The sequence below is a fragment of the uncultured Pseudoteredinibacter sp. genome, assembly GCF_947500695.1.
In the GTDB taxonomy this organism is placed as follows: domain Bacteria; phylum Pseudomonadota; class Gammaproteobacteria; order Pseudomonadales; family Cellvibrionaceae; genus Pseudoteredinibacter.
Window position 1 is genome coordinate 123923 of the sequence record NZ_CANMSS010000007.1, and the last position, 24981, is coordinate 148903.

A 24981-nucleotide genomic window follows, 5' to 3' on the forward strand; every position below is an offset into this window, starting at 1 on the left:
TCTTTCTGTCTGATGGTGTTGATTTATGGCTGGGTATTCATATAAAGAATGCTTGTTAAATTATTACACTAAGTGTAACTTTGTGTAAAACCTTAATTTTATCGCTTTCAATCTTATGGATTTTCAGCATGCCCATTAAAAAAATTCTTATAGCCAACCGCTCTGAAATTGCCCTTCGTATTGCCCGTAGTTGCCATCTAACGGGGGTAAGCAGTGTGGCCGTTTTTGCTGAAGATGATGCCCAATGTTTACATGTTAAAGCTGCGGATGAGTCTGTAGCTCTAAAAGGCCGTGGTACGGCGGCCTATCTAAATATTGAAGCGTTGATAGCGGCGGCAAAGGCAATAGGGGCTGATGCTATACACCCGGGCTATGGCTTTCTCTCAGAAAGTGCGGATTTTGCAGAGGCTTGTCGTGCAGCTGATCTCTGTTTTATTGGCCCTGACTCTGAGTTATTAAAAAAACTAGGTGATAAAGCCAGTGCGCGCCTACAAGCTGAGCAAGCCAATATGCCCATGTTAGCGGGCATTAATCGGCCCTGTAGCCTAGTAGAGGTAACTGAGTTTTTTAGTCAGCATCAGCACAATGGCGTAATGATCAAGGCGCTGGCTGGTGGTGGTGGCCGAGGAATAAGGCCCGTGCGTCAGCAGGACGATTTGGCTGCTGCATATGAAGCTTGCCAGCGTGAAGCCCAGATTAGCTTTGCAAATGCTGATGTTTATGTTGAGCAGTTGCTGACTGAGGCAAGACATATTGAGGTGCAAATACTGGGGGACGGTCAAAAAGCTACGCATTTGGCTGAGCGAGAGTGTACTTTGCAGCGGCGTAATCAAAAGATTATCGAGATAGCTCCAAGCCCGAGTTTAAGCCAAAGTCAGCGAGATCGAATACATAATGCGGCTGTGCATTTTGCCGAGAAGTTGGGCTACCGAGGTTTAGGTACTTTTGAATTTCTAGTAGATGCCAATAATCCAGATAGTTTTTACTTTTTAGAGGTCAACCCACGCATTCAGGTTGAGCATACCGTAACCGAGCAATTATTTGATGTCGATTTGGTTGCCATTCAAATTGCGCTCGCCGAAGGCAAGACCCTGGCTGAGTTGGGCTTCCCCCTTAAGCGCAGCAATAATAATTTTGCCATTCAAGCTCGCGTTAATTTAGAAGCTTGGGATGCTGAAGGAAACAGTAAAGCCAGTGCAGGTTTGTTGTCACAATATATGCCTCCTAAAGGCGCAGCTATTCGAGTAGATGATTGTGCATATGTCGGATTCAATTATAGCCCGGCTTATGACCCAATGATTGCCAAAGTAATTGCTACAGCCGCCGATTATCGAAGTGCATTGCGTTTGTTGAATAGAGCGATTAGTGAGTTTGATATTCAAGGGGTAAGCCATAATTTGTCATTGCTTAGTAATCTCTGTCAGCACTCTGCGGTGATTAATAATGAAGTGGATACTAAGTTCGTAGAGCAACATTTGCTGGGCTTGCTAGAGGACAATAATAGCGGCCGTTTTATTATCGAATCCGAGGCAGCAAATAAATCAAATACTAAAGGTGCTGCGGTAGAAGTAGCAGAAGGCTGCGAGCTACATAAAGCCAGTACGGCGGCGGTTGTTTCCAGCCTCAATGTGTCTCTTGGTGATGTGGTTCAAAAGGGGCAGGTGATCGCGATTCTGGAAGCTATGAAAATGGAGTTTCCAGTCGAAGCGCTTTGCGCTGGTGAGGTTAAACAGTTGTTTGTTGCCGAAGGTGATGCGGTTAACGAAGATGCAGCATTAATCAGTATTTTTAAGGATGAACAGCTAGAACAATTAGGCAGTAGCGAAGAAGCGCTTGATCTCGATACTGTTCGAGACGACCTTCAAGAAGTCATTGATCGACACAATAAAACCTTGGATGAATTCCGTGAGGCGGCTATTACAAAGCGCCATGCTAAAGGGATGCGCAGTGCCCGCGAGAATATTAATGATTTGATAGACCCAGGCAGTTTTAATGAATACGGCGCTATGGCGATCGCCGCACAACGGAAAATAAAATCGGTAGAAGAGCTGATTGAGCAAAGCCCTGCTGATGGCTTGATTGGCGGCACCGCTTCGGTAAACGGCGATTTGTTCTCTGACGACAAGTCCCGTTGTATGGTCTTGTCCTACGATTACACTGTATTTGCTGGCACCCAAGGTTTAATGAACCATAAAAAGACCGATCGAATTTTAGGTTTAGCAAAACAATGGCAGCTGCCAACAATTTTCTTTGCTGAAGGTGGTGGTGGTCGTCCATCTGATACAGATTTTGCCGGCGTTGCTGGCCTCGATTGCCATACGTTTTCGGCGATGGCAGAGCTTTCTGGTTTAGTACCAACCGTCGGTATTGTGGCGGGCCGATGTTTTGCGGGTAATGCGGCCTTGTTTGGTGTCTGTGATGTCACCATCGCAACCAAAAACGCTACAGTAGGGATGGGTGGCCCTGCAATGATTGAAGGCGGTGGCTTAGGGAGATACAGCCCAGAGGAAGTTGGACCGGTTGATGTCCTAGGCCCGAATGGTGTGCTCGATATTATTGTCGAGGATGAGGCTGAAGCCGTTACTACGGCGAAAAAGTACTTGTCTTATTTTCAGGGTAATTATGAGCAATGGCAGGCCCATGATGAGCGTTTGTTACGCCATGATATTCCACTCAACCGCATGCAGGTTTACGATGTTAGGCAGTTAATTGAACATCTGGCTGATATTGATAGCGTATTGGAGCTAAGAGCAGGTTTTGCGAAAGGTATTATCACAGCTCTGGTTCGAGTTGAAGGTCGCCCAATGGGTTTGATTGCAAATAACCCTAAGCATTTAGGGGGAGCAATCGATGCTGAAGGCGGCGACAAAATGGCGCGCTTTATGCAACTTTGCGATGCCCATGATCTACCCATTGTTTCACTATGCGACACCCCAGGGTTTATGGTCGGCCCAGACTCTGAAGCGCAGGCAACGATTCGCCATATTTCACGAATCTTTGTAACAGCCTCCAGTATCACTGTGCCATACCTGACCTTAGTGACTCGCAAAGGTTATGGTTTGGGTGCACAGGCCATGGCTGCTGGCAGCTTTCACAACCCGATGTTAACGGCGGCTTGGCCATCAGGCGAGTTTGGCGCCATGGGAATTGAAGGTGCCGTGCGCTTAGGTGCCGCCAAGCAACTCGCAGCTATTGAAGATGAGCAAAAGCGCCAGCAAGTCTTCCAGAAAATGGTTGATAAGGTTTACGAGCAGGGCAAAGCTTTAAATATGGCAAGCTACCTAGAGATTGATGCCGTCATCGACCCGCTGGAATCTCGCCAGTGGATTAGCCGAGCCTTAAAGGCTACGCCAGCACTGCAAAAAAGAGATGGCAAAAAACGCCCTTGTATCGATACTTGGTAGGCCCCATATTAGATTGGCAGAGATACTGCTGAGCAGTTTATGCTTATAAGCAAATGAATGTTGGCGAAGTGCGTTTAGATGTATAGACTGCGCGCCTTGCTAAATTGCTGCATGATGCAGCCGAGGAGATAGTTATGAACAGTATTTACCAAGATATCGATAGCGCTCTAGCGGGGCTCTTGGAAGGCGAAAGCGATTGGATCTGCAATCTATCCAATACCGCAGCTGTTCTATGGATGTATTTACCAGAGATTAACTGGGCAGGCTTTTATTTACGCCAAGGCGACGAACTAGTTCTAGGGCCTTTTCAAGGCAAGCCCGCCTGCACGCGTATTCCTATTGGTCGTGGTGTTTGCGGCACCGCTGCTGCTGAGCTAGAGCCACAACTAGTGGCTGATGTACACGCTTTTGAAGGCCACATCGCTTGTGATGCCGCTTCTGAATCAGAAGTGGTTATTCCGATGATAAAAGATGGCGAGTTAATCGGAGTTCTGGATGTAGATGCCCCAGTTAAATCCCGATTCTCCCAAGAAGACGTTGTCGGCTTGCAGGCTGTTGTAGAAAGATTATTGGCTAACGCTTAAGCGAGCTTGAATTCTCATTACAAAAATTTAAAGCTTCTTCTTTAGCAGAATGCTGAGCTTAGCCCTTGCTATGAAGGGGCATCTTCGACATGGAGGAGATGCTGAGCTAGCATGGACGCTGCATTTTGCGACCCCCTCATAGCAAGGACTAAGCTCGGCAGACGGTCAGGTCTGCACGATCCCATTTAATAGTGGAACTAATAGCTCCAAGACATTAAGTTAATCACCAAGATAACGCTTACGCTTGGCCGCTTTCAACTTGCTCAAATCGGCAATAAACAAACCATCCAAGCAATCACCAAAATCCGGATCCACACTAAAGGTTAATAGCTGGAAACCATCACCTTCAAACAGCGCCGTGTACTGCTTAAAGAGTACCGGCATTTTATAACCCGCCTCAACAAAACGTTCCTGCAGTAGCTTCATCGCCTCATCTTTATTTAAACCGTCGTAGTCGGCCGCTAATTCCTGCTGGCTTTCTAAACTCAACTTATAGGGCTGATTGGCCGTCGCCCAGTTTTCCCTAGCGGCATAAAAGTGCTGATAGTAGTGCACCAGCTGATCCATTAGCGTACGTGGATAACGCGCACTCATGCTAACCGGACCAATTAAGTAACGAATGTTCGGGTGATGACGCAGATAAGCTCCAATGCCCTGCCATAAATAATCCAAACTGGCCTTACCCCAATAATCTGGATTTACAAAGCTGCGGCCTAGCTCCAAACCTTGCTCAAGATAAGGCGTGAAATCTTCACGGAATTCATAAAGCGAGCTAGTGTATAAGCCCTCAACGCCTTGCTCCGCCATAATCTTACCCGCCTCGCCGATGCGATAAGCGCCAGCGATTTCGAGGCGTTTATTGTCCCATAGTACAAGATGGCGATAGCTTTTGTCGTATTTGTCCAGGTCTCGTTTACCGCCAGTACCCTCGCCAACTTTACGAAAAGCCACTTCACGTAAGCGGCCAATTTCCTTAATAAGAGAAGTACCGTTTTTGTAATCGGCCAGCAAGATGCGATTTTGATCGCGAGTTTCACCCAGTAGGCGTGCTTGATTTAACTCTTCGAGCAACTCTTGGCGATCTTCTGGGTGAGCAATGGTTTTTTCAGTAACAAAAATCGGCTGACGTCGCTTGCCTATTTTATAGAGATGCTTACGCAGGCGTTTAATAATGCCTCTATCGCCTAATTTTTCGTTGTTCAGTGCGCTGGCTGGAATTGCCTCGCCCACCCGAAATTGTATTTGGGCGGATTGCTTATTAAACATCTCTCGCGCTAGCAACGCGGTGCCTAAGGGCTTAAATAGCATAGAGGCGCTGTAGAACAACAAAGAGTTCTTAGCACCTATAAATACCGGTAATAAGGGCGCTTTTGCTTTACGAGCAAAGTGTAAAAAACCTGATCGCCAGCGAGTGTCTTTCACCCCAGTTGGGCGTGCGCGCGAAACTTCACCTGAAGGAAAAATGATAACCGCTTCCTCGCGCTCTAAGGCTTCCATAATGGCGCGATAGCTTTTGCGTGTGCCAGTGCCAGTCATATTGTCCAATGCAATAAAAAGCGGGTGCAGTGGGCTGAAATTCATCAGCATATCGTTGGCTACGATTTTAACATCTCGACGGACTTCACCAATCAAGCGCAAAATAGCCAAGCCATCTAAAGAGCCGATGGGGTGGTTGGCGATAATAACAACACGCCCCTGGGATGGGATATTGTTGCGATCGCGTGAGCTTACAGAATAACTGAAATTAAAGTAATCGAAGACCTTATCGATAAACTCAAAGCCGCGTAGATCGCCATGCTCTTCAAGAAAATCATTAATTTCTTCTGAGTGGGTTAGCTTCTTAATTAGCGACAGCGTGGGCTTGCGGATTAAGTCCGGCTGCTGGGAAAAGTTTGGAAATTTATTATTAACCGCTTGTTCGATGTCAATCATAGTCAATCTACCTGTGCTCATTGCGGGTAGATTGCGCTCATAAAATGACCTGTACATGACAGCTCGATGACATTTCTGTGACGCTGTGTTGTCCAGCCTTATTTGGTGGGGCTTTTGTTGAGAGAGTTTTTTGTTGAGAGAGTCTTGCTAAGCCAGGCTTCTCAGGTGCTTCAGTTGCTCCTTTAGCAGATCTAAATAAGGTGCTTTGATCGCATCGATATAGACATTGTGTTGATCTTCCGTGAACTCCAGCTGCTCAAGCACATGCCTGTCTTCAAGTAGGCGCTTATCTAGCAAAAGGCTGGCATGGCCTAAAGCGTCGAGTTGGCGGCGTTGCTCTTGGCTGTCGCGATAGGCCGAGAATAACTCACTGTAGCAGCCGCCTGCTGCTGGAGGAATAATGGCAGCTTTAAAGTGCAGCTTGATACCTTGGCGGCTGCTTCCTAATTCGACGAGCAGTTTTGTTGAGCAAATGGCATTGAAAATCCCTTGGTCATTATCGCCGGCTGAGCACTGCCTAAAGCCACAATGAAAAGAATCTCCATCCACCCACAGCAATTCGCCTTGATACAAATTTAACACGGTTTGTAATTGCTGATTAAACTCGTCCAAAAGCTCCTGTAAAGCCGCGGCGCTCAGTTGCTTTTGGAGGCTGGCCAGGTTGCCGCTTTGCACTACTAGCCAAGCGCAGATCGGCGCTTCAGCTTCGGGAGTTACTAATAGGCTTTCTTGCTCTTGGCTGTTTTTATTCTGCTTGGCTTCATGGCGCTGCGGCTCAAGGTAAATATTGATAATGGCCGCTGCGAGTAATAATAGCGCGAGTAGCTGTAATCCATAGGCTTGAGGTTGTTGCAGCAACTCTTGGCTATTTAAGCCAATGGTAACGTAACCGGCGACCGAGTCTTGTAGATTGATTGGCGCGCTAAAACTTTGCTGGGATTTATCGGCCCCTTTTTGTCTGGCGGTTTTGCCAGCTTGGGCGAGTAGCTTGTTGTCCACGCTGTGAAAGGTAACGCTGGCGATACCTTTTTCTTGTTTGGTGGCTTCGGCTAGAACCTGCAAGCTAACCAAATCTCGAGTAAGAGTTGGGTTTTCAGCTTGCTGGGCTAATTTGCGCGCGAGTACTGAGCCGTAATGCTGATTCAGCTCGATTTGTTGTTGCTTAAGCTGGTTCTGATTCGCCCAGCTTAAGATCAAGACCGTAACAAATGCGCCCAGCAAAAAGGCCGAAAGCTTGGGAATGGCGGGCAATTTCATGGGCTGTAAATTACGTTCTCTAATAATTCGGTATAGGTTTAGCTGTTTTGACTTCTTTTCAACTAGCAGCTTCTTAACTAGCAAATCACAGTTATCTTACGCTTTTTGTCGTGAAATTGTAGTCAAGGTTCCAATTATAGCCCCTAAAAGTGAATCTGCGCTGGCTATAAGCGTTTGATATTCTAAACAAGCGTGGCCGCTTGGCCAACATGGCGATTCGAAAAGTAGAGCTTTATAAGGCGGGGGCTTTATAATGCCGTCTTCCCATAGCATAGATATAAAGTCACCATTATGAGTACTCCCGCAATTTCTCTTAGCCAGAGCAGCCTGCGCTGTGATCTAGTACAAGAGCTGCTGGGCAGCCAGCAATCGCTGCCGCAAGCTGAGCAAAGCCCTTCTGCAGATCAGGCCCGATTAATCATCATGTCCACTGAGCTGGAAATTGAGCCTCTAAAAACGCTTTGGCGGAGCCTATTAGATTTAAACATTAAGCAGCTGTTGATCGATAAGCTTTCTTCCCAAGCTTGGCAGCTACTGCTTGATGCACCTTTAAACCCAGATCAAGTCAGTAAAATAGCCACCCTAAAAAATCTTAGCCTTGAAGTCGGCATTGAAGTCAATTATTTAGCTGAAGGTGTCGCGCCTTTTATCCGCGAAGAGGGTGCTTTGGCTTGCTTTGATATGGACTCAACTCTGATACAGGTAGAGGTTATTGATGAGCTGGCCAAAGCCGCTGGCGTAGGGGAGCAGGTAGCTGCTGTTACAGAAGCGGCCATGCGTGGCGAGCTGGATTTTCGCGAGAGCTTTATTCAGCGTATGGCAACTCTACAGGGTTTGGACGAATCGGTATTGGCCAATATTGCGGCGAATATCCCATTGTCTCCCGGTATGCCAGAACTTATCGCCGGACTTAAGGAGCTTGGGTTTAAAACGGCTATTTTCTCGGGTGGTTTTGATTATTTTGCTGGCCAGCTACAGCAGCGATTTGGTTTTGATCAAATATTTGCAAATCGCTTGGATATTGTTGATGGCAAGGTCACTGGTAAAGCGATTGGCGATATTGTTGATGCTCAGCGCAAAGCAGAGCTACTGGAGCAGTTGGCAGCTGAATACAGTGTGCCAATGAGCAGTACCATAGCGGTTGGTGATGGCGCCAATGATCTTTTGATGTTGGCGAAGGCGGGTATGGGTGTGGCGTATCGAGCCAAGCCAATCGTGAGAGAGCAAGCTGAGTTTAGTATTAGCACCCTAGGTTTGGATGCGGTGTTATATCTGCTTGCACAAAGCAAAGATAGCTAACTACTGGGCTTCCCAGCTAGTTTTTGGGGTCATTTAGTTGGATTAAATGGCTTGGGCTGTACGCCCTAGCCATCCATTGTGAAGTCATATTCCATGGTTGGAGCAGGCGCTTGTAAATAATGCCCCTGAATATAATGCACACCAGCCTGCCATAGACTGGATAAAATGCTGGCATTCTCCACTTGCGGAATAAAGCTGGTTTTCCCAGCCTCATGCAGCTCTTCTAGCAACGCGATCAGGGCATCTGGGCTCTGATTGTTATTTTGGATATCCAAAGCGAAAGAACCATCAACTTTATAAAGCTCAGTATCCAGGTGCTTAATGGTGTTGCTTGGGTTTAATGAGCAGCCAAAGTTGGTGATAACGCAGCTTGCTTTAATCGCGTGAACTTCCTTGATAAAGCTTTGCGTGTCTTTCAAATTTTGATTGGCATCTTTTTCACTGATTTGAAAAGCCACGCTATTCGCGCCAATTTTGGCAGCCTGTAAAACTCGACTTACCCAAGCAATTAAGGTGCGATCTTGGATAGAATCAGCACTTACGGTAATCATCAGCTTGGTTTTTGGATTTTGGCTACGTTGCTTGGCCAGTGTTTTCATTGATTCGAGGATGACCCAGCGATCCAGCTTGGCAGCACTGCCTATAGACTTTGCAAGATCTAAAAAGTGAGCGGGCGATATCTCTTCACCTTGCTCATCAAGCATTCGTAGAAGTACTTCATAAAACTCCTCACCTGAACCTCGCAGTGAAATCACCGGCTGGAACAATAAGCGGAAACGCCCTTGGCTAATGGCTGTTTGAATATCATCAGCGTTGGTTTTGTTGGAGCCGATGCGCTCTGGTTCGAATACTTTAATGGTGTTGCTATTGTTTTCAGCGTCGCTGCGAATCTTACTAATCGCTTCGGCTGCTTGATCGATAACGGTATCGCTATCGGTGGAATTCTCATTGATTACGGCTATGCCGATGCTGCTGCTGATTTGCACGGTTTTCTGATTGGCTTCAATAATGCTGTCGTTACAACTCTGCAGAATTTTTTGGCAGCATTGCTGCACGGCTTCCATGGTGGGCAACTGGCTTAATACCATAAAGGCATCATCAGCGTAGCGTGTCAGTATGTCTTTTTCACCTAGGCAAGGCTGGATGATATCAGCGACTTGCTTAAGAACATCGTCACTAGCACTTAGGCCCACTTTGGGCTGGACACGTTCAAAAAAGTGATCGACCTCAATCAGCAACACAAAAGCCTGTGGCGTATCTGAATTTAGCAAGTTATTGAGGTGTTTGTTCATAAACTGGCGGTTATACAGGCCAGTGCCGTGGTCGAGCTGCTTAATCTTTTGCATCTCTTCGACCAAGTCTTGATCTTGAACATTACTTTGAGTTCGCAGTTCAATACAGGGCTCTTCCTCAAAGCGACCATGGCTGAGGGATACGGTTAGCTCTTGAACGCTATCGTCGGCACAGATACATCTTAGTTTGTATTGCTGCTGCTCAAATTCACCACCTTGTAGGGTGAACTGCTGCAAAAAAGCCTTCACTTCGGCTTGCTGAGAGCTTTCAACCAAGTCAATTACTGGGGTGCACTCAACCTCTTCGGCATCGCTGTACTTTAATAGCTCGGCGAAAGAGCTGTTTACGTATAAGCACAGGCCATCTTGAATAAAAGCGATGCCATCACGGGAACTATCTAATAGCTCGTGGGCTCGTTGTTCGGCTTCCCGGCGCTTTTTGTCGGATTGAACACGTTGCTGCCGTTGACGGCGATTCTCCATTTCGCGGTCGATAACTAAGAGTAGGTGCTGATCTTGGTCTAGTTGAACCACATCGCAGGCACCACGTTTCATACCTTCTACGGCGACATGGCTGCCTTCGCGATCGCTTTGTAGGATAACGGGAACATCTTTATTGTGTCGGCGAATGACCTGGATGCAATGATCGACATCGGCGCAGCTATCTTCGGCAATGAGCAGCTCCCAGTTTTGCTCCTGCAACTGTGCTTCCATGGTTTCGGCATTGACCAGCTGGGCACGGACATTCTTGCCAGCATTGTGCAGCATGCTGATGAGGCGTTCTGCCTCGCTTTCTGAGTCATTCAGAATGAGTAGCCGTAGTGTCTGATCGGAAATCATCATCGTCCATTAAAACTCGTGGCAAATACAACGCAAACTTTGCCGAAACCTCAAGCGAACCAAGTAAATAGCTATGGCTGGCCTAAGTTAAGGGAGGCTAATACTAACCCATCGACTTGCAAGGTGAAACCCGCGTTACAGATGCATTTCTATTTTTGGCGGGCTACGTTTAGCCTGTCTCAAGTGTTCTGAACTCAAACTGACTGATTGAGCCGGTATCCATCGTTTTACGGGTGAGTTGTACCGTTTTCTCTTCCCCGCGGCGATTTAGGCGCACCTTTTGCCCCTCTTGAAACGGCACAGAAGGCGTAAGCAAGCAGGCCTTCTTGCGCATGCTTTTCTGCTCAGGAAGAAAGAACACTCTCATATAATCGGCATTATCACCGCTTTTATGAATTAAAGAGGCTCCAAATGGACTCGCGAGACTTGATAAAAGTTCCACACCAAAAGAGCTGGCGCCGCGACTTTGTCTAACCCAGCGGATCATGCCGAGTGTCCAACCGGTGGCATCACCTTCTCTGAGGGCAATCAGCTCTCCGGATTTTAGGGATTTTGGGACGTCTTGCTGCCAATTTAGACAATAGCCACCTTGGCTGCGATCTTCGCTGATGACCTGGTGTATGGGAAATTTGTTCTTTTCCTGCTCATGCTCGCGCTTTGCAAGCTGAGATTCAATATCTAAGGTTGAGAACAGTAAGGGGTCAAAGTTTCGTCCGCTGCCGCCGGCATCAAAGGCGTTGGACCAAGGGTCGTCACTGCTGGCTTCTTGCTTTTGATCTTTTAGGTAGGGGTTATTATCTTGTCCTAAATTTACTTTTCCTGAGCCTAGTACGAAGCTTTCAAACGGAATACCGCCGCTGAGGTGGAAGTGAATGCCACTCATACCAACCAGTGCATCTAGCTTTTGTTTGTAGCTTACTCGCTCGTGAGCACGATGGTATTGGGTGCTCCAGGCTTCTGTTAAGTGCGCAATGAGGGAAGTACTGATTCCTTTAGGAATAGTGAGAACATCATTGCCTTCAAGCTCTCCACCAAGTTGCTTATCTAGTGTGGATAACAGTGGAGCAATATCGACAGCCAGGCAGCCTTCTAACTCGGCAAGAGGGATTAAACTCTTGGGGCTAGGTGGGCTATCGCTATTGGGATTGACCACAAAGACCGACTCAGCGTCGCTTTTGTTGGGGCGCAATCGTATATGCGATGCCCAGAGCTCCAATAGCTTGTAGGCCGTTGAAACATCAAATTGGCGCAACTTATTGGGGTTTGCGCAGGCAAGCAAAATAATTCGTTGATAGGCTTCGCGAATGGTACTTTGAGAAACATGGCTCAGTAGTTCATCTGCCACAGGCAATTGGTCTAAGGCTGAGTTTTGCGCCACTTGAAACAAGCTGTGCATGCTCAACCAAAGGCTTGGCGTTGTAGCGGCATAGAGCTGATAGCTCCTCATAAGTTGGATGCTCAGACCGTTAATGGCACGATGTAAAGCTAAAGTAAGCGCCTGGGCATGAGGGTTTTGCGGGTCACCGTCGTTGAGCTTAGCGTCACAGGCAATATCACGAGCGACGATACAGTAGCCATGGGTAATGTGTTTTTGCAGGGCCAAAGCAACAATCGCCGCTTTCATGGCATCTTCTGGCAGCACCACAGGCTTGTTTAGAAAGCTCTGTGAAAGACCTTGAATGCATCGTTGCACATAAGGTCTTAGGCTTTCTAACATAGCTAGGCGCTGATTGGGCTTGGCTTGTAACCTAGCGACCTCGGGTAGTGCTTTGTATAAGATTACGCTAGTGTGGTTCACTCTGGTGGCAGGTAGGCTATCGGCCCACGCCGCAACATCTTGGGGGCGGTAGCCTTTGCAAAAGCTTAGCGACTCCAAGTCTTGGGGGGGGAGTTTGATCCGCCCAAACAGTTTGATAGCTATTCCAACAGCGCTCATTGAAAACTCATTATTTCCTAATTAGTAGCCATTACTCTTCATTCTTAACTCTAGCTTAGAGTAATAACATTTAGGTGATTTATTGTTCAGTAGCAGCAAATATTCAGCCTCTATTCAATATGCTGCTACTCATCTTCGGCATTTAGTGTGAAGCTTATCACAATAATAGACTAGATTATGGGAGTTTTCGCTGGCTGGCCTGGGATTTCTTGGGTTAATAGTGGCACCAGATAGCCCGGTAACTCAGCGCGTAGCTGGTGATATAGCGCTTGGGCATGCCGATCATCTACCTGAAAGTGCGCGGCACCTTGTACCTTGTCGAGCTGATGTAGGTAGTAGGGTTGAATGTAGCACTCATAAAGCGCTTCGCTTAAGCTTGCTAGGATATCGACATCATCGTTGATACCTTTTAAAAGCACCGACTGATTGTATAGGCGTACACCAGCGTCTTTTAAAGTGAGGCAGGCCTGCTTCAGTTGAGGGGAAATCTCCTGGGGGTGATTGATGTGCAGAACCAGGGATGTTTGTAAGTGTTTGCTGTTCATCCAGCCCAATAATTCACTGCATACCCGTTGTGGAAGTACTACCGGTAGGCGGCTATGAACGCGCAGGCGTTTGATGTGAGGGATTTGTGAAAGCTTCTCTGTTAGCCAGGATAGCTGCTTATCACCTTGGCTTAGAGGGTCTCCGCCACTCAAGATTACCTCGCTAAGACTACTATCTTGGGCAATGTAATTAATGGCATCCAGCCACTGTTTGCGTCCAAGATGGTGATCTTGATAGGGAAAGTGGCGTCGGAAACAATAACGGCAGTTAATCGCGCATTGGTTGCTGGCCATCAGCAATAGACGCCCTTTGTACTTATGAATGACACCTGGGAGGGGGTTAAACTGCTCACTCTCTTCTAGAGGCTCTTTGCTATAAGCGCTGTGCTCAAGGGTTTCGGCCAAGGCTGGCATGACTTGCAGTAACAAAGGGTCTTGCAGATCAGCTTTTTGCATCAAGCCGGCAAAGTGTCGAGTCACTCGTAGCTCGAATTGTTCATTAGCCTTAGGACAGAGTTCGTCCAAACTAATGTTTAAGAGCTCGGCCAGCTCACTGGGGCAGCGTATCAACTGTTGCAACTCTTGCTGCCAGCTACCTTGGGATAAGCCATATTGGGAGCTATCCCCTTTGAGGCCATCGTCTTCAGGCGACACTAACTTTATAGGTGGAAGGGTGGTGTTCATATAAGTGGTATCGGAGACGCTATTGGGGCAATGAGGGGGCTATAAACATATCAGCGGCTATTGTAGCAGTTCTGTGGCTGGCTCTCGAACTTAGCGTTAATGCTAGGTATAATGGCCGGCTTTACGCTCGATCTAACTGTTGGGCTCGTATCTAAATTCAATTTGATGCGTAGCAGGTACTGACAGGGGCCTAGGCCAAATCGAGTATAGCCTTGAACGTAAGATTGGAAACAACCATGGCAAATTACTCTACCAATGAATTTCGTGGCGGCCTGAAAGTAATGCTCGATGGCGAGCCATGCTCTATTTTGGATAATGAGTTCGTAAAACCTGGTAAAGGTCAGGCCTTTAACCGCGTTAAATTGCGTAACTTAAATACTGGCCGCGTTTGGGAGCGCACCTTTAAATCAGGTGAAAGCTTAGAAGGCGCCGATGTAATGGATTACGATATGGAATACCTCTACACCGATGGTGAGTTTTGGCATTTCATGGATCCTACCAGCTATGAGCAGCATCAAGCGGACGAGAAAGCCGTTGGTGAGACTGCTAAGTGGTTGCGCGAGCAGGATGTCGTAACGGTAACTCTTTATAACGGCTCACCATTGGCTGTTACTCCGCCAAATCATGTTGAACTAGAAATCACTGAAACTGATCCAGGTGTTAAAGGCGATACCGCTAACGGAGGCTCTAAGCCAGCGACCTTGTCTACTGGTGCTGTTGTTAAGGTTCCTTTGTTCTTGTCTCAAGGTGAGACGATCCGTGTAGACACCCGCACCGGTGAATACATTGGCCGTGCAAAAGACTAATTTGCTCTTTGCATGATTCCTTATTGAACAGGCCAGCTAATTGCTGGCCTGTTTGCTTTTGGCCGTTTTAAAACTAGATAGTTAAAAGTCTTGAGTGCAAGTTGCCTTCAAAACCGCTGAAACATGAATCGAAACATGGGGTGAAAAATGACAGAAGCAGACTGGCAACCCAATGCAAACTTTGAAACTCTGCGTCTTAGAGCAATTCTGAATCGCTTTATAAGGGAGTTTTTTCACGAGCGCTCAGTGCTGGAAGTTGAAACGCCCTTACTCGCTCAGCACCCCGTAAGCGATCCGTATATCGAATGCTTACCTTGTCTCCACCAAGGGAAAAATTACCACCTGCAAAGCTCGCCCGAATACGCCATGAAGCGTTTATTGGCCGCAGGCTCTGGGGATATTTATAGCTTGGCAAAAGTGTTTCGCGCCGGTGAAAGTGGCCGCCGACACAATGTCGAGTTTACCATGTTGGAATGGTATCGCTTGGGCTTGGATGATCATCAATTGATGCCGGAGTTAGCTGAGTTGGTCTGCCAAGCGGCCAGGTTGATTGCAGCTCAATTGAGCCTTCCGGCCACTGAGTTAAATGTAAAATACCTCAGCTATCGAGAAGTTTTTGTCGAGCACCTAGAGATAGATCCGCACGAAGCTGGCTTGCCTGAACTACAGCAATGCATCGATCAGTACTTGGATATGGGCGATTATCGCTGTGAAGACAAAAGCACAGCATTAGATATTCTAATCAGCCAATGTATAGAGCCTAAGCTAAGTAACGGATTGCTATTTATTTATGATTATCCGGCGTGCCAATCGGCATTGGCTCGCCTGGCCCAGAATGAGCATGGGCAGCTAGTAGCGCGACGATTTGAAGTGTTTTTAAACGGTATGGAGCTGGCCAATGGTTATTGGGAGTTGCAAGATGCCCAAGAGCAGCGCCAGCGCTTTGTGGCTGATAACCAACAGCGCCAGCAAAGTGGCCTGCCTCAGGTTGGCATCGACGAACGTTTATTGGCGGCTATGGAAAGAGGCTTGCCAGAATGTGCAGGGGTGGCGCTGGGGGTGGATAGACTGTTATTACAACTTAGCAAAGCTCAGCATATTGAAGAAGTATTGAGCTTTGCTTGGTCGCGAGCCTAGGCTTTTTTATAATAGGCTTCTTAGGGCGATGTTTGATCGCCTTAAATATCATCCAAATTGCAATTCAGATTGTGGTTCATATTCAAAGCGGGTTGTTCACTGTCGGGGCAGCCAACAACCTTTGCAGGTACTCCCGCAACGGTCGTATGAGGGGCAACATCTTTTAGTACCACACTGCCGGCACCAACCTTTGAGCCTTCACCAATTTCAATATTGCCGATAATTTTTGCACCGGCGCTAATCAATACCCCGGCTCTAACTTTAGGGTGACGGTCGCCAGAAACCTTACCGGTACCGCCGAGTGTGACGGCCTGCATGATGGAGACATTGTCTTCAACGACAGCAGTTTCACCAATCACAATACCCGTGGCGTGGTCCAGCATAATGCCTTGGCCGATGGTCGCCGCTGGGTGAATATCTACCGAAAACACGACCGAAATTCTATTTTGAAAAAACAGTGCTAGTGCTTTGCGATCATGGCGCCAAAGCCAGTTGGCCACTCTAAAGGCTTGTAAAGCATGAAAGCCTTTGTAGTATAAAAAGGGTATCGATAAGGAGTCGCAGGCTGAGTCGCGATGTTTCACCGCAGCAATATCGGCACGCATGGCTGCGCCGATGCTAGCATCATCGCGTAAGGCCTGATGAATAACCTCTCGAATTAACAAGGCAGAGGCTTCGGGGCTTTCTAATTTGTTGGCTAGGTGATAGCTCAATGAGCACTCGAGGGATTCGTGATTTAAAATGGTGGCATGCAGAAAACTCGCAAGAATTGGCTCTTTTTGGGCCTGTTGCTGAGTTTCTTGTCGGATGCTTTGCCAAATAAAGTCGCCTTGATGGTCAATTGCTTGGCCATTATGTTCACTTTGGCTTTTAGGGGCGCTAATACTCATTCGCCTACACCTATTGGTAATCACTTAGTAGTACAACTATATCTTATCAGTGCTAAGTTCGCCTGATAGGGTGATCAATTTTTGTAAAGTCTAATGTAGTTTCGGGTGACTCATTACCGAGCTAAAACACTTGCAGGCTAGGCTCTTGCATAGCTGCCAATTGCTCCCTTAGCGATAAGATATGCTCTGCCCAATAGCGCTCAGTATTAAACCAGGGGAAGGCTTTTGGAAAGGCTGGGTCGGACCAGCGACGAGCTAGCCAGGCCGAATACTGCATTAGGCGTAAGCTGCGTAAGGCCTCGATCAACTGGATTTCAGCGGTGTCGAAATCACAAAATTCTCGGTAGCCCTCAAGAATCTCGCTAAGTTGCTCGGTTTGCTGATTGCGCTCGCCAGAGAGCAACATCCATAAATCCTGAACCGCTGGGGCCATGCGGGCATCATCAAAATCAACGAAATGTGCAGTATCGTGGCGCCACAAAATATTGCCGATATGGCAGTCACCATGACAACGTATCCACTTTGCGCTGCTGCGAGCAAAAACATCTTCCACTCTTTGCAGAATATCTAAGCTCAAGCTGTCATAAGCTGGGATTAACTCATCGGGGATGAATTTATTATCCAGCAGGAATTGGCGGCTATCTGTGCCATAGCTTTTAATATCTAAGCGCGGGCGATATTGAAAATCGCTTTGCTTGCCAAGCTGGTGAATTCGCCCTAAAGCTCGGCCTATGCTGAACAACTGATCTAGATCCCCAGTCTCTGGAGCATGACCGCCCTGGCGAGGGTATAGCGCAAACATAAACCCAGCGTGCTCAAATAAGGTGTCGCCAGCTGAGTTTTGCCATGGAGCGACGACAGAAAGATCGAGGTCTCGCAGCTCTGAACTAAAGCGATGCTCTTCTAGAATCTGCTCGCGGCTCCAGCGCTCAGGGCGATAGAATTTGCCGATTAGGGCTGGGGCGTCTTCTATACCAATTTGGTATACGCGATTTTCATAGCTATTGAGAGGGTAGATACGCAGATCACAAATTAAGCCCTGGGACTCGACGGAGTCAATTACGGTTTCAGGCTGAAGGGCGTCGTAAGGGTGTTGCATAAAAACTCTCTAGCAGGCTGTTGAAAAACGTTTTCGAGGCAGTCAGCGCTAGGCAAAAACAAGCGAAAAAGCGCAGTTTATATTTAATAAATGAGCATTTTGAGCTTGTTTTTAACAACGCGATGGCAACGCAGGTAGTTTTTCAACAGCCTGCTAGCATTGGCTCTCTGTAGAGCTGCAAGCATACGTGATTTTCTTGGCTATTTCTTAGCTATTTATTCGCTAGCAAGCAGCTAGCTTTCGGACGCTTTAAGGGGCGCTTTCTCTGAAATCGCTGATCTTCTGTAAGTAGGCCTTTTGACTCGGCTAGAAATGTCTATAAAGCCCTTTTCTCGGCTTAATCTATGCGTATAATCCTGAGTGATTTTTAAACGGTTTCAGAGGTTTGTAGCATGCTCGCTAAGCGCATCACTAAATTGACTATTATCTTGCTGTCGACAGCGTTAAGCAGTATCGCTTTCGCCCAAGAAGACCCCCAGGCGAAGCTTGAGTCTCAAGCCAATGAAGCGGCAGAAGTCAGTGAGCAAGAGGGTGGCATAGTCGCTGAGAAAGCTACTGAGAATGTTGCTGAACTAGACTCTGAGATAACTGCCGCCGAGATGCCTCTTCGGTCTCCCTTTGGGTTTATGCAATCCCATAGCATTGTCTCGGAAGTTTTGGATGAGGCTCGAGACTACAAGGTTTACTTGCCAGCAAGTTATCACGCTAAGCCAGATTATACATACCCTGTTTTGTACTTAATTGATGGTGATTATAACTTTCTAAGCATTTCAGCCATGGTTGAGAATTTGGCTAAAGGAAATAACCCACTAATTCCTGAATTGATTGTGGTGGGCATCTCGGCTAAGGGCATTGAAAGCTATCGAAATAATATGCAGCCGTCTTTGCCTTTGGGAAAAGGTGGTGATGCTGAAGACTTCTTGAAATTTATTGATGATGAATTAAAAACTGAAATCAACAATACTTACCGCAGTTCAGGCTTTGATATTATTCAGGGCCAGTCTATTGGCGGCTTATTTGTTATCAACAGTCTGCTGACTTCCAGCGACAGCTTTTCAGCTTATGTAGCGATAAGCCCAATGATGTGGTGGGAAGATTATCGCCTTGAAGAAAAAGTAGAGGACTATTTAGAGAAAATTAAAGCTCCAGAAAAGAAGTTGTTTTTATCTCTAGGGAATGAGCCTCGAATGGGAGTTTATGGTTTGGTGGAGCAGTTGGATCGTCATCGTCCACAAGCCATAAAGTGGGACTTTAAACACTTTAGTGATGAGAACCATGATTCAGTTACCTTGCCAGCTATAAGGCACGCGTTAAAAGAGCTATTTTCGGGTTGGTATATTTCCTACAAAGACTTGGCAGCCTATTCTAGCTTTGATCAAATTCGTCAGCATTATCAGGACTATTTACAACGCTTTAATATTAAGCAAGCTATTCCGCCCTACACATTTAAAGCTTTGATGCATCAATATCCCAAGGATGAAAAAGCTGAAAGGGCAGCCGCTTTGTATTTACAAACTACCCAGTATTTACCTTTGTCGCTTATTGATTTGGCGAATCACTTGTCGGCTTTGGCGATTCGAGAAAAAGAGTACGATAAATCAGCTGAGTTATTACAAGCTTCCTTTAAAGAAAATGCCAATGACTATAGCGTGCAGCAGGCAATGGCAAAATGGCACCAAGCTCAAAAGCAATGGCCCGAAGCAGAGCAGGCTGCTAAGCGTGCCTTAGAACTTGCGGAGCAGCAACAGCAAAGAGATTGGAAGATTGCGATTTTAAAAGATGAGTTGTTGAAGATTCAGAATAAAGATTAGAAGTTCAAAAAATCGAGCATTAAAAAAGCCGGCGAATGCCGGCTTTTTCGTATTTTCCACTCGTTAAGCTTGATGATTGTACAAATGTACATCTCGCTGTGGGAATGGGATGCTGATTTCAGCTTTATCTAGGGCAATCTTCATTTGCTCATTGATATCGAAGTAAACGTCCCAGTAATCATCTGGAGTCGCCCAAGGCCACACTGAAAGATTTACCGAACTGTCACCCATGGAATCTACCCCTACAAATGGTGCTGGGCTGTCCATTACTTTCGGGTGATCTTCCATCACCTTCATAATAACTTCTTTGGCTTTAGCAATATCGGCGTTGTAAGAAATACCAATAGACAGGTCAACACGTAGTTGGCCTTCGCCGCTAAAGTTCACCACATTGCCATTAGACATGGCGCCGTTAGGAACGATGACTTGTTTGTTATCTAGAGTGACTAGCACGGTAACGAAGATTTGAATTTCTTTCACAACACCAAGTTCACCTTGGGCTTTAATTAAATCGCCAACCTTATAAGGCTTGAACAAAATAATTAAAACGCCACCAGCAAAGTTCGCTAAACTGCCTTGCAAAGCTAGGCCTACAGCTAGGCCAGCTGCACCCAATACGGCGATAAATGAAGTGGTTTCTATACCGACCATGGAAGCGACACTGAGTGCCAAGAGTGCCTTGAGGCCCCATGAAATCATATTACCGATAAAGCTAATCAGCGTTTCATCAGTATTAGATTTTTTTAAACCGGCTTGGGTGATTTTGACCACGATACCGATTAGCCAAAGACCTATTAATAGTGTGGCCAAGGCTAGTAGTAAGCGAGGGGTATAGCTCATGATGAGCTCGATTGCGACTTGAGAATAATGGTTCAACTGTTCCATTTTTATAACTCCCTTAAAATTAGAGTGGAACAGATGCTAGCAATTGGCGATGAATTGAAACTGAATTATGCAGGGCCGAAGGGCCCCACATATTGATGAGAAAGTGTGGTTTTAGGCGTCTTAACGCTTACGAATAACCAGGCTTCCGATAGAGTAACCGGCACCAAATGAACAAATAACACCGTGGTCGCCAGCGGCCAAATCTTGTGAATATTTGTGGAAGGCAATTAATGAACCAGCTGAAGCTGTGTTGGCGAATTCATCCAATACAATCGGTGCTTCTTCCAAAGAGGCGTCGCGGCCAAGTAATTTTTTGCTGATCAATAAGTTCATATTGATGTTGGCTTGGTGCAGCCACCAGCGCTTCACATCAGCAGAAGTTAGGTCGTGGCGTGATAGGTGCTCGCTAATGTGCTCGGCGGCCATCGGACAAACTTCTTTAAATACCTTACGGCCATTTTGGTGGAATAGGTTCTCTTTCCAGAATGGGTCAACATCATTGGCGCGGGCGGCATGCCCGAAGCTTGAGCGAATATTGTTAGAAAATGAGGTGAACGCCTTAGTGCTTAATACATCCCAGCAGTTTTCGGAATTGGCGGTGTCTTCGGCTTCAACAATAGTCGCTGTGGCGACATCACCAAAAATAAAGTGGCTATCACGATCAGAGTAATCAATCTGAGGCGTAGTGAGCTCCGGGTTAATACATAGTACGGCTCGCGCTGTACCTGCGGTAACCATCTCATAGGCTCGTTGTAAGGCGAAGGTCGCTGCCGAGCAGGCTACCAACATATCAAAACCGAATCCTTCTATGCCTAGCGCTGTCTGAACTTCAATAGCAATGGCTGGGTAAGAGCGCTGAGTGTAGGCGCAGCTTACAATCACAGCATCAATATCGGCGGCGGTTTTATTGGCTGCAGCCATGGCTTCTTTGGCGGCTTCGATAGCCATTAAAGCTTGATCGCTGGTTTCGTCTTCGGCTTTTAGTGGGATAACTGGGCAGAGGCGATCAACATCTAAAATACCTTCTTTGCGATAAACATAGCGGCTCTTAATACCGGAGGCTTTTTCGATAAATTCTGCACTGGATTTGGCTTTAGCTGTTAGCTCGCCAGCTTCGATTGCAGCGGCATTTTCTTCATTGTATTTATCGGCATGGGCATTAAGTGCCTCTACTAATTCTTCGTTGCTTACGCTGTTCGGAGGGGCGTATAGGCCGGTGCCGCTAATGACGATATTTTTATTCATAATGATGTTTTGTTTCCAAAATGCGGTAAAACTTCGTTAATTTGGCCAAAACTGGTCAAATCTGCCATGTTTTAAGAATTGAATCTCTTACTGCAATTGTCGCCTAGCCCTTGGGTGGGTGTCTAATTCCGCATTGGCTTAAGTGGTCATGTGTTGTGGTGTTCTGGCCAGACTGGCTACGCTTACTGATTCTGCTCCTGCGTCCAATAACATATGGCTAATAACGCTGGCGGTGCTTGTGGTGGTAATGACATCGTCTACCAGTAATAGCTTCATACCCACCACGGGGCGGTTTAATTGAAAGCTGTTCTTTAAATTCTGTAGACGCGCCTTTCTCCCAAGCCCCTGCTGGCTGCCCGTCCAGCGTGATTTCTTAACAGCTTGAATTAGAGGTATTGAACAATGCCTCGAGACTACCCTAGCCAAGACATAGGCTTGATTGTATCCCCGCAATAGTCGTTTTAACGGGTGGCTGGGGACGGGCAGTAAGGCATCGAAATTACTGTTTCCATGTTTGTTATGCTGGGCGACGAGCTTGGCAAGCTGCAGGCAGAGAAACCGCTTAGCGGCATTTTTATATTGATACTTAAAGCCTTGAATGACTTTATCGATGGGGAATTCATAGCTCCATAGGCTGATGCAGTGTTGAAAAGGGGGTGCCTGTTTTTGACAGTGGCCACATATTCCCTCTTTTGCCCCGATGGGTAGGGCGCAACGTTGGCAGCAGTGTTCTAGCCAGGGAAGACCTTGAAAACAGCCTCGACACACAGTGTCGCCGTTGTGGCCGCAAAACAAGCAACGATTTGCTATGAGCGCGTTTAGAGCGTTTACAGCCCAATCCTGCTTAGACATGATTGCCCCCTATTCTTCCAATCTTCCTAATTTTAGCGTCCTAAGTCTTATTGTTAACCAGAGTGTGTTAACTGGGTTGACAATGTGGCTTCAGTAATTATGATGCTAAGTCTTAAGATCACAGGCTAGAGCCCAAAGACTGGTTTGTGGCTTCCCATTGAATAAGCGCTTTGAAAAGCAGCAAAAAGAGAATAACCATGATTAACGCCGAGCTACGCCACGACTGGAGCCGACAGGAAATTAGCCAGCTAATGAACCTGCCGTTTAACGAGCTTATGTTTCAGGCGCAGCTTGTGCATCGTCAAAACTTCGACCCTAATCAGGTTCAAGTGAGTATTCTTTGTTCCATTAAAACAGGTGCTTGCCCAGAAGATTGTGCCTATTGCCCACAGAGTGCGCGCTATGACACCGGCTTGGAAAAAGAGCGCTTGATGCAAGTTGAAAAAGTCTTAGCCGAAGCGAAAGATGCCAAAGCTAAAGGCGCAACCCGATTCTGCATGGGTGCCGCCTGGCGTTCACCCAAAAAGAAAGATATGCCTCATGTGACGGCGATGGTGCGTGAGGTAAAAGCCTTGGGTTTAGAAACCTGCATGACGCTTGGGATGTTGAGTGAAGATCAGGCCGGTGAACTGGCCGAAGCTGGATTAGATTATTACAACCACAATTTGGATACTTCACCCGAATACTACGGTGACATTATTACCACTCGCAGCTATGGGGATCGTTTAGAAACTCTAGATCATGTTCGAACGGCCGGCATGAAAGTATGCAGTGGTGGCATCCTGGGCATGGGCGAAGAGCAAAATGACCGTATCGGTTTGATTCAAAATCTAGCGAATCTGCCTGAACACCCGGAATCCGTTCCAATTAATATGCTGATTCGTATCAAAGGTACGCCTCTAGAAAATATGGACGATATCGATCCATTGGAGTTTGTACGAGCGATCGCAGTAGCGCGAATTGTAATGCCCAAATCCTATGTGCGTTTATCGGCCGGTCGTGAGCAAATGAGTGATGAGTTGCAAGCTATGGCTTTTATGGCGGGCGCCAATTCAATTTTCTTAGGCGATAAATTATTGACGGCTGCTAACCCTGGTGAAGGTAAGGACGCTAAATTGTTTGCTCGTTTAGGCATAAATGCTGAAACCCTAGAGCAGCCGCAAGAAGTCGAGAAAGACGACGACACCGTTCAGGAAGAGCTGCTTCAAGCGGTAAATGAAGCTAAATATGATGCGCATTTTTATAATGCTGCAAAGTAACTGCTTCGCGCCTTGTTGATTAGCATATCGCAATATTATGTCCCTTCTTTTGCAGCGTTTAAAAGGCGGCTTGCACGATAGAGCATTGCAACAGCTCTATCGTCGCCGCAAAAGCCTGTCTTCACCGCAAGGTGCTTTGATTTCTGTTGACGGTAAATCACTGCTTAACTTTAGTAGTAATGATTACTTGGGCTTGGCTAATCACCCTGATCTAGCTCACAGAGCAAGTGCGAGTTTAAAGCGTTTTGGTTTTGGTGCTGGGGCATCCCACTTGGTGAGTGGTCATAGCGATCTTCATCGAGAATTAGAGGAATCTTTGGCGCGCTTAACTGGGCGCGATAGGGCTTTATTATTCTCTTCAGGCTTTGCGGCAAACTTAGCCGTGCAACAAGTATTGCTACGCAAAGGTGATGCGGTCTTTCATGATCGCCTGAATCATGCCTCTCTTTTAGACGGTGCTCAATTAAGTGGCGCGAGACTGTACCGTTTTGCCCATAATGATTTGGCGCACTTGAAACAGCGATTACAAGGGGCTGATGCCGAAGGCAAACTCATTGCCGTTGATGCGGTGTATAGCATGGATGGTGATTTAGCGCCTTTGGCAGAGTTAGCAAGCATTGCTAAGCGTGAAGGTGCTCTATTAATGGCTGACGATGCTCATGGTTTTGGAGTGTTGGGGGAAAGCGGTGCAGGCAGTGCAGAGCACTGGGGGCTTGATCAGCAACAGCTGCCTATTTTGATGGGCACCTTGGGTAAGGCAATAGGGAGCTATGGTGCTTTTATTGCAGGTAGTGAAGAGCTTATTGAAGGCCTAATTCAGTTTGCGCGCCCCTATATCTATACCACAGCATTGCCAGCGAGTGTCGCTGCTGCAAGTTTAGCGGGCCTTGAGCTGCTCCAAAAAGAACCGGAGCGTCGTACCAAATTGCATAGTTTGGTGGCTTACTTTCGAGGAGCCGCCAATGAATTAGGTTTGCCTCTGATGCCCTCCGGTACCGCGATTCAGCCTTTGTTGTTGGGCTCCTCTGAAATTGCTCTAAAAGTTGCAGAGGCTATCTCGGCGCAAGGTATTTATGTTCCCGCGATTCGCCCCCCAACAGTGCCTGCTAATAGCGCCCGTCTTCGTATAACCATTACAGCAGATCATGAATTAGAACATATTGATCGGCTATTGGATGTCTTGGCAGAGCAGTTGAGCAACTTAGTGGGATAATTAGGGCAGTT

18 protein-coding genes are annotated in these 24981 nt (G+C 46.9%); 8 read left to right on the plus strand and 10 right to left on the minus strand.

The window, feature by feature from the left end; genetic code table 11:
* The first annotated feature begins 128 nt into the window (after positions 1 to 128).
* Positions 129 to 3404: a carboxyl transferase domain-containing protein gene (locus Q1A08_RS13700; protein WP_299773837.1), complete on the plus strand. Its 3276-nt coding sequence runs from the start codon at positions 129 to 131 to the stop codon at positions 3402 to 3404.
* Positions 3405 to 3538: 134 nt separating this feature from the next.
* Positions 3539 to 3988, plus strand: a complete 450-nt coding sequence (locus Q1A08_RS13705; protein ID WP_299773839.1) for a GAF domain-containing protein — start codon at positions 3539 to 3541, stop codon at positions 3986 to 3988.
* Between the two features lie 219 nt (positions 3989 to 4207).
* Here the strand turns inward: Q1A08_RS13705 and Q1A08_RS13710 are convergent, their stop codons facing one another.
* Both Q1A08_RS13710 and Q1A08_RS13715 read right to left on the minus strand, forming a co-directional pair.
* Positions 4208 to 5920, minus strand: coding sequence for a lysophospholipid acyltransferase family protein (locus Q1A08_RS13710; RefSeq protein WP_299773842.1), 1713 nt, complete (start codon positions 5918 to 5920; stop codon positions 4208 to 4210).
* Between the two features lie 147 nt (positions 5921 to 6067).
* Positions 6068 to 7261 carry a hypothetical protein gene (locus Q1A08_RS13715; RefSeq protein ID WP_299773844.1) on the minus strand — a complete coding sequence of 398 codons (1194 nt, stop codon included), beginning with the start codon at positions 7259 to 7261 and terminating at the stop codon, positions 6068 to 6070.
* 207 nt (positions 7262 to 7468) lie between these two features.
* Here Q1A08_RS13715 and serB point away from each other — a divergent pair, with 207 nt between their 5' ends.
* A complete protein-coding gene (gene serB, locus Q1A08_RS13720; protein ID WP_299773846.1) occupies positions 7469 to 8476 on the plus strand; it encodes a phosphoserine phosphatase SerB in 1008 nt (335 codons plus the stop codon).
* Positions 8477 to 8541: 65 nt separating this feature from the next.
* Here serB and Q1A08_RS13725 read toward each other — a convergent pair whose 3' ends face one another.
* From Q1A08_RS13725 to epmB, 3 genes are all read right to left on the minus strand, one after another.
* Positions 8542 to 10611 (minus strand): EAL domain-containing protein, encoded by a 2070-nt coding sequence (locus Q1A08_RS13725; RefSeq protein ID WP_299773848.1) that lies wholly within the window; start codon positions 10609 to 10611, stop codon positions 8542 to 8544.
* Between the two features lie 166 nt (positions 10612 to 10777).
* Positions 10778 to 12544 carry a hypothetical protein gene (locus Q1A08_RS13730; RefSeq protein ID WP_299773851.1) on the minus strand — a complete coding sequence of 589 codons (1767 nt, stop codon included), beginning with the start codon at positions 12542 to 12544 and terminating at the stop codon, positions 10778 to 10780.
* Positions 12545 to 12714: 170 nt separating this feature from the next.
* Positions 12715 to 13773 carry an EF-P beta-lysylation protein EpmB gene (epmB, locus tag Q1A08_RS13735; RefSeq protein WP_299773853.1) on the minus strand — a complete coding sequence of 353 codons (1059 nt, stop codon included), beginning with the start codon at positions 13771 to 13773 and terminating at the stop codon, positions 12715 to 12717.
* Positions 13774 to 14009: 236 nt separating this feature from the next.
* Here epmB and efp point away from each other — a divergent pair, with 236 nt between their 5' ends.
* Both efp and epmA read left to right on the plus strand, forming a co-directional pair.
* On the plus strand, positions 14010 to 14579 hold the full coding sequence (gene efp / locus Q1A08_RS13740) for an elongation factor P (RefSeq protein ID WP_299773855.1): 570 nt from the start codon (positions 14010 to 14012) through the stop codon (positions 14577 to 14579).
* 147 nt (positions 14580 to 14726) lie between these two features.
* Positions 14727 to 15716, plus strand: a complete 990-nt coding sequence (gene epmA / locus Q1A08_RS13745) for an EF-P lysine aminoacylase EpmA (RefSeq protein WP_299773857.1) — start codon at positions 14727 to 14729, stop codon at positions 15714 to 15716.
* A 41-nt stretch (positions 15717 to 15757) separates the two neighbouring features.
* Here epmA and cysE read toward each other — a convergent pair whose 3' ends face one another.
* Together cysE and Q1A08_RS13755 are read right to left on the minus strand one after the other, a co-directional pair.
* Complete coding sequence (gene cysE / locus Q1A08_RS13750; protein WP_299773859.1) at positions 15758 to 16606, minus strand: serine O-acetyltransferase; 849 nt, start codon at positions 16604 to 16606, stop codon at positions 15758 to 15760.
* A gap of 121 nt (positions 16607 to 16727) precedes the next feature.
* Complete coding sequence (locus tag Q1A08_RS13755) at positions 16728 to 17705, minus strand: serine/threonine protein kinase (RefSeq protein WP_299773861.1); 978 nt, start codon at positions 17703 to 17705, stop codon at positions 16728 to 16730.
* A gap of 392 nt (positions 17706 to 18097) precedes the next feature.
* Here Q1A08_RS13755 and Q1A08_RS13760 point away from each other — a divergent pair, with 392 nt between their 5' ends.
* The gene (locus Q1A08_RS13760) at positions 18098 to 19516 is read left to right on the plus strand and encodes an alpha/beta hydrolase-fold protein (RefSeq protein ID WP_299773864.1); all 1419 of its coding nucleotides are present in this window, start codon (positions 18098 to 18100) and stop codon (positions 19514 to 19516) included.
* A gap of 63 nt (positions 19517 to 19579) precedes the next feature.
* On the opposite strand, the gene Q1A08_RS13765 is transcribed toward Q1A08_RS13760, so the two are convergent.
* The 3 genes from Q1A08_RS13765 to Q1A08_RS13775 form a co-directional block, all read right to left on the minus strand.
* A complete protein-coding gene (locus Q1A08_RS13765; RefSeq protein WP_299773866.1) occupies positions 19580 to 20401 on the minus strand; it encodes a mechanosensitive ion channel family protein in 822 nt (273 codons plus the stop codon).
* A gap of 120 nt (positions 20402 to 20521) precedes the next feature.
* Entirely contained in the window at positions 20522 to 21646 is a 1125-nt protein-coding gene (locus tag Q1A08_RS13770) for a beta-ketoacyl-ACP synthase III (protein WP_299773868.1), read from the minus strand.
* Positions 21647 to 21784: 138 nt separating this feature from the next.
* A complete protein-coding gene (locus tag Q1A08_RS13775) occupies positions 21785 to 22498 on the minus strand; it encodes a ComF family protein (protein ID WP_299773870.1) in 714 nt (237 codons plus the stop codon).
* Positions 22499 to 22695: 197 nt separating this feature from the next.
* On the opposite strand from Q1A08_RS13775, the gene bioB reads away from it, so the two are divergent.
* Both bioB and bioF read left to right on the plus strand, forming a co-directional pair.
* Positions 22696 to 23757 carry a biotin synthase BioB gene (bioB, locus tag Q1A08_RS13780; protein ID WP_299773872.1) on the plus strand — a complete coding sequence of 354 codons (1062 nt, stop codon included), beginning with the start codon at positions 22696 to 22698 and terminating at the stop codon, positions 23755 to 23757.
* A gap of 37 nt (positions 23758 to 23794) precedes the next feature.
* Positions 23795 to 24970 (plus strand): 8-amino-7-oxononanoate synthase, encoded by a 1176-nt coding sequence (bioF, locus tag Q1A08_RS13785; RefSeq protein WP_299773873.1) that lies wholly within the window; start codon positions 23795 to 23797, stop codon positions 24968 to 24970.
* Positions 24971 to 24981: the final 11 nt, after the last annotated feature.

What these genes read in the sequence shown, in the direction of transcription:
- Q1A08_RS13765 (WP_299773866.1), bottom strand. Translation starts at nt 20,401, where the DNA reads ATGGAACAGTTGAACCATTATTCTCAAGTCGCAATCGAGCTCATCATG.
- Q1A08_RS13705 (WP_299773839.1), top strand. Translation starts at nt 3,539, where the DNA reads ATGAACAGTATTTACCAAGATATCGATAGCGCTCTAGCGGGGCTCTTG.
- Q1A08_RS13755 (WP_299773861.1), bottom strand. Translation starts at nt 17,705, where the DNA reads ATGCAACACCCTTACGACGCCCTTCAGCCTGAAACCGTAATTGACTCC.
- Q1A08_RS13760 (WP_299773864.1), top strand. Translation starts at nt 18,098, where the DNA reads ATGCTCGCTAAGCGCATCACTAAATTGACTATTATCTTGCTGTCGACA.
- Q1A08_RS13775 (WP_299773870.1), bottom strand. Translation starts at nt 22,498, where the DNA reads ATGTCTAAGCAGGATTGGGCTGTAAACGCTCTAAACGCGCTCATAGCA.
- epmB (WP_299773853.1), bottom strand. Translation starts at nt 13,773, where the DNA reads ATGAACACCACCCTTCCACCTATAAAGTTAGTGTCGCCTGAAGACGAT.
- serB (WP_299773846.1), top strand. Translation starts at nt 7,469, where the DNA reads ATGAGTACTCCCGCAATTTCTCTTAGCCAGAGCAGCCTGCGCTGTGAT.
- Q1A08_RS13725 (WP_299773848.1), bottom strand. Translation starts at nt 10,611, where the DNA reads ATGATGATTTCCGATCAGACACTACGGCTACTCATTCTGAATGACTCA.
- bioF (WP_299773873.1), top strand. Translation starts at nt 23,795, where the DNA reads ATGTCCCTTCTTTTGCAGCGTTTAAAAGGCGGCTTGCACGATAGAGCA.
- cysE (WP_299773859.1), bottom strand. Translation starts at nt 16,606, where the DNA reads ATGAGTATTAGCGCCCCTAAAAGCCAAAGTGAACATAATGGCCAAGCA.
- efp (WP_299773855.1), top strand. Translation starts at nt 14,010, where the DNA reads ATGGCAAATTACTCTACCAATGAATTTCGTGGCGGCCTGAAAGTAATG.
- Q1A08_RS13700 (WP_299773837.1), top strand. Translation starts at nt 129, where the DNA reads ATGCCCATTAAAAAAATTCTTATAGCCAACCGCTCTGAAATTGCCCTT.
- Q1A08_RS13730 (WP_299773851.1), bottom strand. Translation starts at nt 12,544, where the DNA reads ATGAGCGCTGTTGGAATAGCTATCAAACTGTTTGGGCGGATCAAACTC.
- Q1A08_RS13710 (WP_299773842.1), bottom strand. Translation starts at nt 5,920, where the DNA reads ATGATTGACATCGAACAAGCGGTTAATAATAAATTTCCAAACTTTTCC.
- bioB (WP_299773872.1), top strand. Translation starts at nt 22,696, where the DNA reads ATGATTAACGCCGAGCTACGCCACGACTGGAGCCGACAGGAAATTAGC.
- epmA (WP_299773857.1), top strand. Translation starts at nt 14,727, where the DNA reads ATGACAGAAGCAGACTGGCAACCCAATGCAAACTTTGAAACTCTGCGT.
- Q1A08_RS13770 (WP_299773868.1), bottom strand. Translation starts at nt 21,646, where the DNA reads ATGAATAAAAATATCGTCATTAGCGGCACCGGCCTATACGCCCCTCCG.